The sequence below is a fragment of the Sphingomonas sp. CD22 genome, assembly GCF_034556155.1.
GTDB lineage: Bacteria > Pseudomonadota > Alphaproteobacteria > Sphingomonadales > Sphingomonadaceae > Sphingomonas.
Map to the genome: position 1 here is coordinate 1 of NZ_JAYDYX010000018.1, position 13,692 is coordinate 13,692.

A 13,692-nucleotide genomic window follows, 5' to 3' on the forward strand; every position below is an offset into this window, starting at 1 on the left:
GAACCACGCCGCTGCGTGGCTTAGCGGGCCAATGACAGGCATGTTCGGAGCCTGTCTCGCCCATGCGCCGGGACAGTGGCGCCCTTCCCCGGCAGCGGGTAGGGTAAACCATGGAAACGAGGCGGATCCGGCGGGTGGTCATCTTGGGGGGCGGGACCGCCGGGTGGATGACGGCGGCGGCGCTGTCGCACAGCTTCGGGGCGGCCGTGACCGTTACCCTGCTCGAATCGGAGGAGATCGGCACCGTCGGGGTCGGTGAAGCGACGATCCCGACGATACACTGGTTCAATGCGCTGATCGGGCTCGACGAGGCCGAGTTTCTGCGCGCGACCAAGGCGACGTTCAAACTCGGCATCGCGTTCGTCGACTGGACGGCGCCGGGCCATCGCTATTTCCACCCCTTCGGTCAGTATGGCGCGGCGTTGCCCGGCGTCGCCTTCCATCATCGCTGGCTGAAGGCGGCGGCCGACGGGCTCGACCTGCCGCTCGGCGCCCTGTCGCTGGCGGAAAGGCTCGCCACCGAGAACCGGTTCGCCAGACCGAGTGACGACGCGCGGTCGATCCTGTCGAGCCTCGGCTACGCCTATCATTTCGACGCCGGCCTCTACGCGGCCTATCTGCGTCGGGTGAGCGAGGCGCGCGGCGTGGTGCGCGTCGAGGGCCGGCTGGACTCGGTCGAGCGTGACGCGGACACCGGCTTCGTCGGCGCATTGACCACGGCGCGGGGCGAGCGGCTGGAGGGGGACCTCTTCATCGATTGCTCGGGCTTTCGCGCGCTGCTGATCGACGGCGTCGTCGGCGAGCCTTTCGAGGACTGGTCGCATTGGCTGCCCTGCGACCGCGCCGTGGCCATACCCTGCGCGCGGGTCGCCACCACCACGCCGTATACGCGCTCGACCGCACGCGCGGCCGGCTGGCAATGGCGCATCCCGCTGCAGCATCGGACGGGGAACGGCTATGTCTATGCCAGCGCGCAGTGCAGCGACGACGCCGCGATCGCGACGTTGCTGGCCAATCTGGATGGCGAGGCCTTGGCCGAGCCGCGGCTGCTGCGCTTCACGGCGGGTATGCGGCGCCGGCCGTGGCGCGACAATGTCGTGGCGATCGGCCTGTCGTCGGGCTTTCTCGAACCGCTCGAATCGACGAGCATCCATCTGATCCAGAGCGGTATCGCCAAATTGCTGACGCTGTTCCCCGACCGCGATTGCGACCCGGCGCTGGCGGCGCGCTTCAACACGACCTTCCCGCGCGACATGGACGGGATCAAGGACTTCCTGATCCTCCATTATCATGCCACCGGCCGCGACGAGCCGCTGTGGCGACACTGCCAAACGATGCGCCTGCCCGATGGCCTGCATGAGCGGATCGGACAATATCGCAAGTCGGGGCGGCTCATCCTGGACGCCGACGAGTTGTTCCGTGAGGCGAGCTGGCTTGCGGTGCTCGATGGCCAGGGAATCAGGGCGCAGGGCTATAATCCGCTTGCCGATGCGATCGATCCGGCCGCCAATCGCGCGCAGGTCCAGCAGATCGCCGACGTCATCGCGCGGGCGGCGCCGACGCTGCCCACGCACGACGCGGTGCTGGCGCAGATGATCGGCACGCCGTCGTGACGCCGCCGGACATCGTCGCGCGCCGCATCGGCATGGAGGCGGAGCCGATCGCGATCATCGACGGCTTCCACCCCGATCCCGACGCGTTGCGCCGCCATGCCGCCACCGCCCCCTTCGAACCCGGCCGCCATCATTATCCCGGGCTGCGCGCCAGCCTGCCCGCCGATTATTTCGCCGCGGTGCGGCCGGCGCTGACCCGCGCGCTCGCCGGGGTGTTCGATCATGACGGCGCGCTGGCATTGCTCGATTCGAGCTATGCGCTGGTCACCACGCCGCCCGAGCGACTGACGCTGCCGCAGCGGCTGCCGCATGTCGACGCGGTCGAGCCCGGCCGGATCGCCCTGGTCCATTATCTCGACCCCGACGGCAGCGACGGTACGGCTTTCTATCGGCATCGCAGCACCGGGTTCGAGCGGCTCGATCGTGCGCGCGCGCCGATCTACTTCGGCCAGCTCGACGCCGAACTGCGCCATGGCGGCGTGCCGGCACCCGCCTATATCCACGGATCGACGCCGTTGTTCGAGCGGATCGCGCTGGTCGAGGCGCGCTACAATCGCGCCGTCCTCTATCGCAGCGCCTTGCTCCACAGCGGTGCGATCGCGCCCGATGCGGTGCTGAGCGACGATCCCACGCGCGGCCGGCTGACGATCACCGCGTTCCTGGCGCCGGGCTGACCCGCGGGGGCTGCACGGCGAGATAGACGGTGCTCCACAATTGCGCCGCGTTCGATTCGTCGACGTCCTGCTTGCCCGCACCGAACGGCACGACGGCATAGCGGCCATCGGCAAAGGCCCAGGACCAGAGTTCCGAACTCTGCGTCGCGCGCGTCGCCTGGATTGCCCGCCACAGCCGCGCCTGCGCCCGGGTCAGCCGCGTCCGCGTCGCCGGCGGCAGGTCGGTCCGCGCCAATTGCCGTTCGAGGCCGGCGGCGAACAGCGCCTGCTGCCACGACCAGACCACCGCGCCATGATAAGCGGCGGGGGTGAAGCGCGCCTGCGTCGCGGCGTCGGCCTGCGCGGCATTGGCGACGAGCAGGCCGATATCGGTCATCAACCCGGCCGGGAACGGCCGCATCGCGGCGTCGACATAGGTGTCGAGATCGGCGACCGACGGGGTGGCGAACAGCAAGGCGAAGCCCTCGTCGGAATGGACGATCGGCACCGGCTTGCCGTCGGCGGCGAGTGCGATGGCGTGGAAGACGAGCGGCTTGCCGCCGAGGGATGCGAGCGCGGGTGCGGCGGGGATGCCGAGGCCCTGCGCATAACCGCGGACCCGCGCCGCCGCGTCGGCAGCGGGGATCGTCACGCGGAACAGGTCCGGCACGCGCCGGCGCCAGACCTGCGCCGTGGCGCCTGCCGATGCGAGCATCGCGCGGTCGTCCCCCGCCAGATACGGGTCGAGCAGCCCGGCGGCGAGCAGCCGCGCCGCCGCATCAAGCGCGGCGGGCACGAACACCGCGTTGACGTCATAGGGATAGCGCCCCCTCCCCAGCCCCTCTTCGCTGTCGCGCCATTCGCCGGTCATCCGGCCCTGCTTCAGGCCGATCAACCGGCCGACGGCGGGCGTCGCGGCGAACGGCTGCGCGTGGGCGACGACGAAGCGGAGGTTGCGGACCAAGGCGGCGCCGGCCGGTTCGGTCTTGCCGGGAATCCCCTCGTCGACCAGTCTCGCGGCGAGGAAGCGCCGTGCCGCGGCGCGGTCGCCGCTGTCGAGCAGGTAGCTCGCCGCCACGGGCGCGAGCATGTAATCGTCATCGATCATCGCATAATCGAGCACGGCGGCATCGCCGCTGCCGCCGTGCTGGCGGTGATCGACGACCGCGAACTCGCCGATCCCCTCTTCATGCGCGACATCGCCCGTCGGATCGAGCCGCGCCAGCACCGAAGCCAGCCCAGCCTCGATCGCGCGCGGTTGCAGGACCGGCATCAGCAGGCGCAGCGACATCAACGTATCGCGGCCGAAATAGGTCTGGAAGCGCCACGAGCCGGCGAGGAACTTCTCGCGATAGCTGAGGAAGCGCAGCGCGTTGCGCGCGATCGGATCGGCGGCGGCCTTGGCGTTGAGCAGCTCGGACGGCGCCAGCCCGGTCAGGGGCGTCTCGCCGCTGGACGCGGTGATCTCCAGGCGGATCGGTTGGCCGGACGTGGCGGTGATCGCGCCGTCGGCGATCCGGCCGGCGAGGACGCGGACCTGCAACAGATAGCCCGGCGCGCCGTCCAGCCGGGGGCGGCGCCAGGTCATCGTTTCGCCCGCGACGACCGGATCGACCGCCAGTTCCTTGGGGAAGCGGCCGACCGACTGATAGTCGCGCAGGAAACGGACGCTCGACAGCACCGCCTGTTTGATCCGCAGCCGCGGCGCGTCGATGCTGGCGACGGCGACGATCGCCGGCTGCGGCCCGGCGACACCGGGCGCCGAGGCGGCGCGCGGGGGCTGATCGAGCCGCCATGTCGCGGGACGGGCGAGCGGTTCGAACCACAATCCGACGCCGCTGTTGCCCGCCGGGAAGGCGACGAGGATACGCGGATCGCTGCCGTTGCGCAGCAGCAGATGCGCCGCGACCGGGCCGTCGCGCAGGAAGGCGTTGAGGTTCTGCCCCTCGACGACCTGATAGGCGAGTTCGGGTGCGCTGCGTTGCTGCGCCCCCGCCCAGGTCGCGCCGCCGATCGCCGCGCCGGCGAGCAGCGCCAGTATCCGGGTCTTCATCTCACCACTCCTCGATGGGGCCGACGCCATCGTTCGCCCGCTTTCGTGTTCCCGCGTGGACTATCGTCCATGAGCGCGAGCTGGGTCGATCCACTTTGATGCCAACTCCGTCACAACGAGCCGTTCGAAACCTTGGCCAAACATCTTGTGAACCCCGGCGAAGGCCGGGGCCCAGTCGGGAAGGCCGCTGTAAGTGATTACAAACCTTCACCCAACTGGGCCCCGGCCCTCCGCCGGGGTACAGGCTTGGTGTGTCACGGACCGACTTTGGCAGAGGTTGCCAGCCGGTTCGGGTCGACGGGTCCCTTGCGGCGACCGGTCGCACCCCGGTCAGAACCGGAACGTCACCGATCCGCCATAGGTCGGGCCGACGATGCCGCGGGCGTAGAAATAGCCGTCGGTGATCGCCTGCGTCTGGCCCTGGCGCGGATTGCCCTCGGTCAGGCCGACGACGTTGAAGATATTCTCCGCATTCACCGCCACCTGCAGCTTCTCGGTGACGTTGAGCGTCACCCCGGCGCTGGTCACGCCATACCCCGGCAGCGCCACGCCGTTGCCGGCATCGGCGAAGATCTTGCCGATATATTTGTAGCGGCCGAAGATCTCACCCAGGCCGTTGGGCAGCCGGATCGCCGGCGTGACGGTCCACAGCGAGGCCGGCGTACGTTCGGGACGGTTGCCTGCATAGCCCGCGTCGGTGACGCCATCGAGCTGGAGATTGACCAGCTTGGGGTCCTGGAACACGCCCTGGAAATCGACCGAGAACCAGCGGATCGGCCGCACCAGTACATCGACCTCGACACCCTTGGTGCGCAGATCGGCGTTGATGTTCTGTTGCTGCGTCGGGTTGGCCGGGTTGGCGAAATTGTAGTTCTGGTCGTCGAAATTGGTGCGGAACACCGTCACCGATCCGGTGAACAGGCTGGAATATTGGTAGCGCAGCCCCGCCTCGTAGAGCTTGATCGTCGTGATCGGGTCGATGTTGTTGGTCTGGAAGCCGTCGGCGTAGCGCGCGTAGATCGAGAAGTTCGGCGCGAACAGGTAATTGGCGCCGATCGTCCAGGCGATCTTCGACTGGCTGAGCTTGCCGTCCGCGCCGGTGCGGGTGGCGTTGGTCGGCGCATATTGGCCGTTGAAGGTCGAACCGACGTTGCGGATCACGCCGTCCTGGCTGGCCGGCACCGCCTGGTTGGTCGCCGCCGTCACGCCGTCGAAGGCGGTCGCCGTGTCGCGCTCCCAGCGGATGCCGCCGTCGATGCGCAGATGATCGCCGAGTGCGATCTCGTCGTTGGCGTAGAGCGAGACGGTCTCGTCCTTGCGCTCGCGGATGCCGTTGCCCCAATCGCCGTAGGAGACGAGGCCGCTGTCGGTCAGCGTGCCGATCACCGCATTGGCGCCGTTCAGCGCGACGATGTCGTAGATGTCGCTGTTGTTCTTGACGTCGTTGACGACGCTGGCGGTCGCGGACTGATCCTGGTTGCGCTTCACATTGTAATACATGCCGCCGACGGTCAGCGAGTTCTTGATCGCACCGAACTGCGTTTCCCAACGCGCGCCGATGTTGCTGCCGAAATCCTTGCCGTGGACGGCATCGTGGTTGAGCGTCGTGCGCTGGAGGAAGCCGTTGCCGTTGAGCGCGTTGAGCGCCGCGGTCTGATCCGAGCCGAGCACCACGCCGGTGCGCAGGTTGCGGATGCCGAAGCGGGTGGTGGCGGGATAAGCGGCGAAGCCGGCGCGCAGCACGTCGATGATCGGCGAGCGTGCCGGATCGGGCGTCAGATAGTCGACCGCGCTGGCGAGGCCGGCGTTGCCCGTCCCCGATCCGGGGAACAGGCCGTTGAAATCATATTTGTAATCGATGTAGCGCGAACGGGCGAACAGGCTGACCGTCTCCGACACCGGCACGTCGATATCGAGCCGGGCCTGATTGTAGAGCGAGCGGATGCCGTCGCGATAGCGGAACGGCCGATAGCCGCTGGCATGCGCGAAGGTCGACACCGGCACGTCGATCGAGGTGAAGGCGTCGCCGCCGATATTGTCCTTCTGGATGTTGAAGCCGGGGATGCTCGACGGCTTGCCGTTCTCGAAGCGATAGGGCGCGTCGGCGTAGAAGGCGGTCTCGATATCGCCGCGGCGGCCGGACAGGCGGACCGAACCGCCGCCGGGCAGCCGGTATTCGAGCGCGCCCTTGATGCGATAGCCGGCATAATCATAGGGATTGCGGCGGACGCCGGGGCTGCTCTGCACATAGCCGCCGAAGTTGAACGCGAGATTCTCGGCGAGCGGCGCGGAATAATAGAAATCGGCGCGCTTCAGGCCGTAGTTGAAGCCGGTGAGCCGCACCGCGCCTTCGAACTGGTTGAAATTGGGGCGCTTGGAGATGAAGTTGATCGTCGCGCCGGCGCCGTTGACGGTCAGCACGCCCGACGAGCCGCCCTTCACCGCCTCGAGCCGGTCGATCGTCAGATCCTGCTGGAAGAAGAAGTCCGAGCCGCCGCCACCGTAGAGGACCGGCATGCCATCCTCCTCGATCTGGACGAAGCGCTGGCCGCCGCCCTGCAGGCCGCGCACCGAATAATTGTTCGACGATTCGCCCGCGGTCGCCTCGACGAAGATGCCGGGGACCAGCTCGAGCATGTCGGCGGTCGAGCGCGGCGCGCGGCGGTCGATCGCCTCGCGCGTCGCATAAGTGATGTCGGCGGAGGAGGTGATCAGCGGGCGGTCGCGGGTGGTCTGGCCGGTGACGACGATATCCTGGAGATCGTCGTTCGCTTCGGCCGGGGCGGTCGCGGCGGCGGGCGTACCGGCCTGCGTGGTCGGCTGATCGCCCGGCACGGTCTGTGCCGCGGCGGCGAAAGGCAAGGTCGCGGCGCCTGCGAGCAGCAGGGCGCGAATCCCAACATGGTCGGTGCGCATCGTATCTCCCCAAAAACGTCTGCCGTTCTTTGACGGCTGCGCGAGTCGTTATACCTTTCGGGCATCCGGCAACAGCGGTCGGCGCGGATTCGGACCAGAATGGGTGGAGCCTGTGGCGCCGGGGACACAGCCGGGATCACAGGCCCGAACACAGGGGCGCGGTGCGCCGAAGCTTGCGCCGGTGCGGAAATTCGCTATAGGCCCCCGCTTCGCGATGCGTCCGGTTGTCGGTGGCGTCCAGCGACCGGCGTTGCGTCGGTTGCCCGGGCGGCCCGTCGGGCTCATCGGTTTTCCGTAAGCCGATTCCTAGAACAAGGTGCCGAAATGGCCGTCCCCAAGCGAAAGACCTCTCCCTCCAAGCGCGGCATGCGTCGCAGCCACGATTCGCTCAGCATCGAATCGTTCCAGGAGTGCCCGAACTGTGGCGAGCTCAAGCGTCCGCACAATCTGTGCACCGCTTGCGGCCACTATAACGGCCGCGAGATCGTCTCGGTCGAGGGCTGAGCCCCTCCCCTCCCATCCGGATAAGCGCTGAACATGCCCGACACTTCCTGGATCGCCGTCGATGCGATGGGCGGCGACGAAGGGCTGGCGGTCATGCTCGCCGGCGTGGCTGCCGCCCGCCGGCGATATGAAGGTATGCGATTCTTCCTGGTGGGCGACGAGGCCAAGGTTGCGGAAGAGCTGAAGAGCCATCCCAACCTCAGCCAGCACAGCGAGATCGTCCACGCCCCCGAGACCGTCGGTTCGAGCGACAAGCCGAGCCAGGCGATCCGCCGCGCCAAGACGACCTCGATGGGTATCGCCATCGATCTGGTGAAGCAGGGCCGTGCCGGCGCCGCGGTGTCGTCGGGCAATACCGGCGCGCTGATGGCGATGGCCAAGGTCGCGCTGCGCACCCTGCCCGGCATCGACCGGCCGGCGCTCGCCGCGCCGTTGCCGACCTTGGGCGACAACGATGTCGTGATGCTCGATCTCGGTGCGAATACCGAGGTGGATGCGCGCAACCTCGTCCAGTTCGCGGTGATGGGCGCCGCTTATGCGCGGACGATCATGGACCTCGACAGCCCGCGCGTCGCGCTGCTCAACATCGGCAGCGAGGACCAGAAGGGCACCGACGAGATCCGCGACGCCGCCGCGGTGCTAAAAGGGCAGACGCATCTGCCGCTGACCTTCACCGGCTTCGTCGAGGGCAACCAGCTCGCGCGCGGCAATCACGACGTGATCGTCTGCGACGGCTTCGCCGGCAATATCGCGCTCAAGACCGCCGAGGGCACCGCGCGCTTCGTCGCCGACCTGCTCAAGCGCGCATTCAGCTCGTCGGTCCGTTCGAAGGTCGGCTTCCTGATCTCGCGCCCGGCGACCGAATTGCTGCGCGACCACCTCGATCCCAACAACCACAATGGCGCGGTCTTCCTCGGCCTCAACGGCATCGTCGTGAAAAGCCACGGCAGCGCCAACGAGCGCGGCGTCGCCACCGCGATCGGCAATGCCGCCAAGATGGTGCGCGCCGACCTGACCCGCCGCATCGCCGACGATCTCGGCAATTTCGAAAAGAAAGCCGCATGATCCGTTCGGTCGTCCTCGGCACCGGGTCGGCGCTGCCCGAGCGGCGCGTGTCCAACGCCGAACTGGAAGAGCAACTCGACACCAGCGACGCCTGGATCGTCGAGCGCACCGGCATCCGCTTTCGCCACATTGCCGGTCCGCACGAGACGACCGCGACGCTCGCCGCCGACGCCTGCCGCGCCGCGCTCGATTCGGCCGGCATCGCCGCCGGCGAGATCGACCTGATCGTGCTGGCGACCGCCACCCCCGACCAGACCTTTCCGGCCACCGCCACCAAGGTGCAGGCGATGCTCGGCATCAACGATTGCGTCGCGTTCGACGTCGCCGCAGTCTGCTCGGGCTTCCTCTATGCGGTGCAGGTCGCCGATTCGATGCTGCGCACCGGCGTGCATCGCCGCGCCCTGGTGATCGGCGCCGAGACGTTCAGCCGCATCCTCGACTGGGAGGATCGCACCACCGCGGTGCTGTTCGGCGACGGCGCCGGCGCGATCGTGCTCGAAGGACAGGAAAGCGACGCCGACACCGGCCGCGGCATCCTCGCCACCAAGCTGCACGCCGATGGCCGCCACAACGACCTGCTCTATGTCGATGGCGGCCCGTCGACCACCGGCACCGTCGGCAAGCTGCGTATGAAGGGCCGCGAGGTGTTCCGCCACGCCGTCGTCAACCTCGCCGCGGTGCTGGAGGAGACATTGGTCATCGCCGGCCTGACCTCGGCCGATGTCGACTGGGTGGTCCCGCATCAGGCCAATGCCCGCATCCTCGACGCGACCAGCCGCAAGCTCGGCCTGTCCCCCGACAAGATCGTCGTCACCGTCGATCGCCACGCCAATACCTCGGCCGCCTCGGTACCGCTCGCATTGGACGTCGCGGTGCGCGACGGCCGCGTCCGCCAGGGCGAGATCGTCGTGCTCGAGGCGATGGGCGGCGGCTTCACCTGGGGCGCCGCCGTCGTCCGCTTCTGACAGCAATTCGTTCGTTTTTCCGGCCTTGCCGGGAACCTGACAACAAAGTCACTTTCGGACACGTCTGCTATCGTGTAACATTATACGCGGGCATCCTAGCAGATGGAGTGGGGCGAGCGTGTTGATGACTACTGTTGGAACACTGACGAGGGCGGACCTTTCGGAAGCCCTGCACCGTCAGATCGGATTGTCGCGGACCGAGTCGGCGAAGATCGTGGAACAGATTCTGACCGAAATGTGCGAGGCGCTCGCGCGGGGCGAGAACGTCAAGATTTCGGGCTTCGGCACCTTCGTCCTGCGCGACAAGGGCGAGCGGATCGGCCGCAATCCCAAGACCGGCGTCGAGGTGCCGATCGCGCCGCGGCGGGTGCTGACGTTCCGCGCCAGCCAGATGATGCGCGAACGCATCGTCACCTCCAGCTGAGCCGGATGGTCTCCGGCACGCCCAAGGCGAGCGGAGCGTTCAGGACGATCGGGGAAGTGTCGGAGGCCACAGGCCTCCCGCAGCATATCCTGCGCTATTGGGAAACCCGTTTCCCGCAGCTACGCCCAGTGACGCGTGCCGGAAACCGTCGTTATTACCGACCCGAAGACGTCGCCCTGGTGCGGCGCATCGATGCGTTGCTCAACGCGCAGGGCTATACCGTCCGCGGCGTCCAGCAATTGCTGACCCATCCCGCCCCGCCGGAGGCTCGCCCCGGCGATGGCCCGGACGATGGGGCGCCCACGATGCTTGCGGCGCTGCGCACGATCCGCGACGATCTTGGCCGCGCGCTGACGCAGGACGACGATATCGCCTGACCGGCCGGCCGGGCACGCCGGGTATCGGGCTGCGATCCGGAAAGGACCCACCATGGCCGTCGCCCATCGCCGCACCCGCCTGCTCGTCCTGGCGATGCTGTTGCTCGTCTATACGTTCAACTTCCTCGATCGGCAGATCCTCGGCATGCTCGCCGCGCCGATCAAGGCGGAACTGCACCTTACCGATACGCAATTGGGCGCGCTCGGCGGCATCGCCTTCGCCTTGCTCTATTCGACGCTGGCGATCCCGCTGGCGCTGGTCGCCGACCGGACGAGCCGCAGCTGGGTGATTACGATCAGCCTTGCGATATGGAGCCTGTTCACCGCCTTGTGTGGGCTCGCGACCGGCTTCTGGCAGCTCTTCGCGTGCCGCCTCGGCGTCGGGGTGGGCGAGGCCGGGGGCGTCGCGCCATCCTATGCGATGATCGCCGATTCCTTTCCGCCACGTCAGCGCGGCCGGGCGCTGGCGATCTATTCGCTGGGCATTCCGATCGGGATGGCAGCGGGGGCGTTGCTGGGCGGCGTGCTGGCGAGCGCGGTCGACTGGCGGCGGGCGTTCCTTGCGGTCGGCATCGCCGGGCTGATCCTCGCGCCGATCTTCCGCTGGCTGGTGACCGAGCCGGCACGCGGCCGGTTCGACCCGCACGTCACGATCGGTCCGGGCAGCGCGTCGACGCTGGCGGTGTTCGAATTGCTCGCGGGCAAGCCGAGCTTCTGGCTGATGGCCTTCGCCGCCTCGTGCAGCTCGCTCGCCGGCTATGGCCTCGCCTTCTGGATGCCGTCGGTCCTGATCCGGTCGTTCGGCTTCACCTTGCTGACCGCGTCGCAGTATCTCGCCGCGCTGCTGCTGGTCGGCGGCACGATCGGAGTGTTCGCGGGCGGCTGGCTCGCCGACCGGCTCGGCCGCAGCGATCGCGGCGTCCATGCGCGGTTGCCGGCGATCGCCTGGCTGATCACCGCGCCGCTGTTCGCTGCCGGACTCAACAGCGCCTCGCCCACGCTCGCCTGGCTGCTGTTCCTGATCCCGCACGGGCTCAACATCCTGTGGCTCGCGCCGGTGACCAATGCCGTCCAGCATCTGGTGCCGCCGCCGATGCGCGCCACCGCCGCGGCATGCTTCCTGTTCATCAACAATCTCATCGGCCTGGGGCTGGGATCGCTGGTCATGGGGCGATTGTCCGATGCGATGACCGCCGCCTATGGCAGCGACGCGCTGCGCCACGCGGCGCTGGCGGCGCTCGCCTTCTACCCGGTCGCGGCGTTGCTGATGCTGCTCGCGGTACGGCCGCTGCGCCGCGACTGGGTGGGCTGACCGCGCGTTACCGTTCGCGCGTCGCGGCGAAGCGGACCTTGCTGTAGCGATCGGCGATGTAATTGACCTCCCACGCGCTCTTGGCGAGGAAGACCGGATTGCCGTCGCGGTCCTTGGCCATCGCGGAACGGTTGAGATCCATGAATTCCTTGAGGTCGCTCGGGTTCTCCGCCGAGACCCAGCGCGCGGTCTCGAACGGCGCCGGCTCCAGCCCGGCCGCGACTTTATATTCGGCGTCGAGCCGGCTGAGCAGCACCTCGAGCTGGAGCTGGCCGACGACGCCGATGATCCAGTTCGAGCCGATCTCCGGGTAGAAGACCTGCGTCACGCCCTCCTCGGCCATGTCGTCGAGCGCCTTGCGGAGCTGCTTGGTCTTGGTCGGGTCCTTGAGCTGGACGCGACGCAGGATCTCGGGCGCGAAATTGGGCAGGCCGGTGAAGCGCACGTCGGCGCGCTCCGACAGGGTATCGCCGACGCGCAGCGTGCCGTGGTTGGGGATGCCGATGATGTCGCCCGGAAACGCCTCGTCGGCGAGTTCGCGGTTCTGCGCGAAGAACAGGATCGGCGAATGGACCGCGATCGGCTTGCCGTGGCCCGTCGGCGTCAGCTTCATGCCGCGCTTGAACGTCCCCGAACACAATCGCATGAACGCGATGCGGTCGCGATGGTTGGGGTCCATGTTCGCCTGCACCTTGAAGACGAACCCGGTGACCTCGTCATTGTCGGGCGAGACGGGGGCGGGCTCGGCCGGCTGCGCGCGCGGCGGCGGGGCGTGTTCGGCGAGCGCACCGATCAGCTCGGCGACGCCGAAGTCCTTGAGCGCCGAGCCGAAATAGACCGGGGTGAGGTCGCCGTTGCGATAGGCCTCGGCATCGAATTCGGGATAGCCCGCCTGCGCCAGCTCGATCTCCTCCGCCCAGCGCTCGGAGAGCGTCGGGTCGGCCTCGGTCTTGCCGAGGAAGGCGCGGCTGTCGCCTTCGGGGCGGCTGATCGTGTTGGTGACGAGGTCGAGCACGCCCTCGAACTCGCCGCCCATGCCGACCGGCCAGCTCATCGGCGCGACGTCCAATGCGAGCATGTCGGCGATCTCGTCGAGCAATTCGAAGATCGGGCGCCCTTCGCGATCGACCTTGTTGACGAAGGTGATGATCGGCACCGAGCGCAGGCGGCACACTTCGAACAATTTGCGCGTCTGCGGCTCGATGCCCTTGGCGGCGTCGATCACCATCACCGCCGAATCGACCGCGGTGAGCGTGCGATAGGTGTCCTCGCTGAAATCCTCGTGCCCCGGCGTGTCGAGCAGGTTGAAGGTGATGCCGTCGCGCTCGAACGTCATCACCGACGAAGTGACCGAGATGCCGCGCTGCTGCTCGATCTTCATCCAGTCGGAGCGGGCGCGACGGGTCTGGCCGCGCGCCTTGACCTCGCCGGCGAGATGGATCGCGCCGCCGAAATACAGCAGTTTCTCGGTCAGCGTGGTCTTGCCGGCGTCGGGGTGGGAGATGATCGCGAAGGTGCGGCGGGGGGAGGTCACTGGCGGTATCCGGCTGGCGGGCGACTCGGGCGGGAGCCGCGGAAGGTGGCGAAATCGACGCTAGGTCGGGATCGACGACGCCCCGCCCGGAGCGGCGCGCTGGATGCGGCCGGCTGCGGGAGGGGCGTGTCGTCGCGGCGCTTTGCCAGATGTGGGGCGTGGAGGACAGAGGGTGTAGAGTGTAGCGGCTACCTGGTCGTCATCCCGGCGGACGCCGGGACCCATGGATTCGGCGCCATGGACGTCGGCGCGACTCCTGACTGCGCCGCCACCATG

The 13,692-nt window shown here is 68.1% G+C and carries 11 protein-coding genes; 8 read left to right on the forward strand and 3 right to left on the reverse strand.

The features are described from left to right. Nucleotides 1-110: 110 nt before the first annotated feature. Together SFC76_RS19415 and SFC76_RS19420 are read left to right on the forward strand one after the other, a co-directional pair. Entirely contained in the window at nucleotides 111-1,613 is a 1,503-nt protein-coding gene (locus SFC76_RS19415) for a tryptophan halogenase family protein (RefSeq protein WP_322851066.1), read from the forward strand. After that, complete coding sequence (locus SFC76_RS19420; protein WP_322851067.1) at nucleotides 1,610-2,287, forward strand: DUF6445 family protein; 678 nt, start codon at nucleotides 1,610-1,612, stop codon at nucleotides 2,285-2,287. Before SFC76_RS19415 ends, SFC76_RS19420 begins: the two co-directional genes overlap by 4 nt. On the opposite strand, the gene SFC76_RS19425 is transcribed toward SFC76_RS19420, so the two are convergent. Beyond that, nucleotides 2,262-4,319, reverse strand: a complete 2,058-nt coding sequence (locus SFC76_RS19425) for a hypothetical protein (RefSeq protein ID WP_322851068.1) — start codon at nucleotides 4,317-4,319, stop codon at nucleotides 2,262-2,264. The two genes, SFC76_RS19420 and SFC76_RS19425, sit on opposite strands and share 26 nt — an antisense overlap. 330 nt (nucleotides 4,320-4,649) lie before the next feature. Further along, nucleotides 4,650-7,235: a TonB-dependent receptor domain-containing protein gene (locus SFC76_RS19430; protein WP_322851069.1), complete on the reverse strand. Its 2,586-nt coding sequence runs from the start codon at nucleotides 7,233-7,235 to the stop codon at nucleotides 4,650-4,652. A 324-nt stretch (nucleotides 7,236-7,559) separates the two neighbouring features. Between SFC76_RS19430 and rpmF the strand changes: the two genes are divergently transcribed. The 6 genes from rpmF (at nucleotide 7,560) to SFC76_RS19460 (ending at nucleotide 11,882) form a co-directional block, all read left to right on the forward strand. Next, nucleotides 7,560-7,739, forward strand: a complete 180-nt coding sequence (rpmF, locus tag SFC76_RS19435; protein WP_037532429.1) for a 50S ribosomal protein L32 — start codon at nucleotides 7,560-7,562, stop codon at nucleotides 7,737-7,739. A 33-nt stretch (nucleotides 7,740-7,772) separates the two neighbouring features. Continuing rightward, nucleotides 7,773-8,804, forward strand: a complete 1,032-nt coding sequence (gene plsX, locus SFC76_RS19440) for a phosphate acyltransferase PlsX (RefSeq protein ID WP_322851070.1) — start codon at nucleotides 7,773-7,775, stop codon at nucleotides 8,802-8,804. Further along, a complete protein-coding gene (locus SFC76_RS19445) occupies nucleotides 8,801-9,769 on the forward strand; it encodes a beta-ketoacyl-ACP synthase III (RefSeq protein WP_322851071.1) in 969 nt (322 codons plus the stop codon). Before plsX ends, SFC76_RS19445 begins: the two co-directional genes overlap by 4 nt. 124 nt (nucleotides 9,770-9,893) lie before the next feature. Further along, on the forward strand, nucleotides 9,894-10,193 hold the full coding sequence (locus SFC76_RS19450; protein ID WP_038665973.1) for an integration host factor subunit alpha: 300 nt from the start codon (nucleotides 9,894-9,896) through the stop codon (nucleotides 10,191-10,193). A gap of 5 nt (nucleotides 10,194-10,198) precedes the next feature. Beyond that, nucleotides 10,199-10,570, forward strand: coding sequence for a MerR family transcriptional regulator (locus tag SFC76_RS19455; RefSeq protein ID WP_322851072.1), 372 nt, complete (start codon nucleotides 10,199-10,201; stop codon nucleotides 10,568-10,570). A 52-nt stretch (nucleotides 10,571-10,622) separates the two neighbouring features. Then, nucleotides 10,623-11,882, forward strand: a complete 1,260-nt coding sequence (locus SFC76_RS19460; RefSeq protein WP_322851073.1) for an MFS transporter — start codon at nucleotides 10,623-10,625, stop codon at nucleotides 11,880-11,882. A 7-nt stretch (nucleotides 11,883-11,889) separates the two neighbouring features. Here SFC76_RS19460 and SFC76_RS19465 read toward each other — a convergent pair whose 3' ends face one another. Beyond that, nucleotides 11,890-13,416 carry a peptide chain release factor 3 gene (locus SFC76_RS19465; protein ID WP_322851074.1) on the reverse strand — a complete coding sequence of 509 codons (1,527 nt, stop codon included), beginning with the start codon at nucleotides 13,414-13,416 and terminating at the stop codon, nucleotides 11,890-11,892. Nucleotides 13,417-13,692: the final 276 nt, after the last annotated feature.

Coding starts and splice junctions, on each gene's coding strand:
- SFC76_RS19415 (WP_322851066.1), top strand. CDS start 111: ATGGAAACGAGGCGGATCCGGCGGGTGGTCATCTTGGGGGGCGGGACC.
- SFC76_RS19425 (WP_322851068.1), bottom strand. CDS start 4,319: ATGAAGACCCGGATACTGGCGCTGCTCGCCGGCGCGGCGATCGGCGGC.
- SFC76_RS19430 (WP_322851069.1), bottom strand. CDS start 7,235: ATGCGCACCGACCATGTTGGGATTCGCGCCCTGCTGCTCGCAGGCGCC.
- rpmF (WP_037532429.1), top strand. CDS start 7,560: ATGGCCGTCCCCAAGCGAAAGACCTCTCCCTCCAAGCGCGGCATGCGT.
- plsX (WP_322851070.1), top strand. CDS start 7,773: ATGCCCGACACTTCCTGGATCGCCGTCGATGCGATGGGCGGCGACGAA.
- SFC76_RS19445 (WP_322851071.1), top strand. CDS start 8,801: ATGATCCGTTCGGTCGTCCTCGGCACCGGGTCGGCGCTGCCCGAGCGG.
- SFC76_RS19450 (WP_038665973.1), top strand. CDS start 9,894: ATGACTACTGTTGGAACACTGACGAGGGCGGACCTTTCGGAAGCCCTG.
- SFC76_RS19455 (WP_322851072.1), top strand. CDS start 10,199: ATGGTCTCCGGCACGCCCAAGGCGAGCGGAGCGTTCAGGACGATCGGG.
- SFC76_RS19460 (WP_322851073.1), top strand. CDS start 10,623: ATGGCCGTCGCCCATCGCCGCACCCGCCTGCTCGTCCTGGCGATGCTG.